General features: G+C 55.6%; 1 protein-coding gene. It reads left to right on the top strand.

The annotated features are described in order from the left end of the window. Positions 1-205: transposase (locus ACLH1I_RS26780; protein WP_411302962.1), on the top strand; the 205-nt coding region annotated here is incomplete at both ends.

Here is a 205-nt window from a genome sequence, read left to right as displayed (position 1 = left end):
CGCTGCCCGGATTACAGCTGTGTCAGCAGGCGGGCAAAGTCGGTTAATGTCAGTTTCAAAACGCCCACCCGGGGTGAAATCGCACACCTGGTAGTTGATTCCACCGGGCTGAAGGTCTTCGGTGAAGGCGAGTGGAAAGTCAAAAAGCATGGCCAGGAACGCCGCCGTATCTGGCGTAAGCTGCATCTCGCCGTTGACAGTAAAA

Origin of the sequence: Klebsiella sp. 1SOBk10mer, from assembly GCF_046602535.1 — a bacterium.
GTDB classification, from domain to species: Bacteria; Pseudomonadota; Gammaproteobacteria; order Enterobacterales; family Enterobacteriaceae; genus Klebsiella; species Klebsiella quasipneumoniae.
This window is presented reverse-complemented; position numbering and strand designations above follow the sequence as displayed.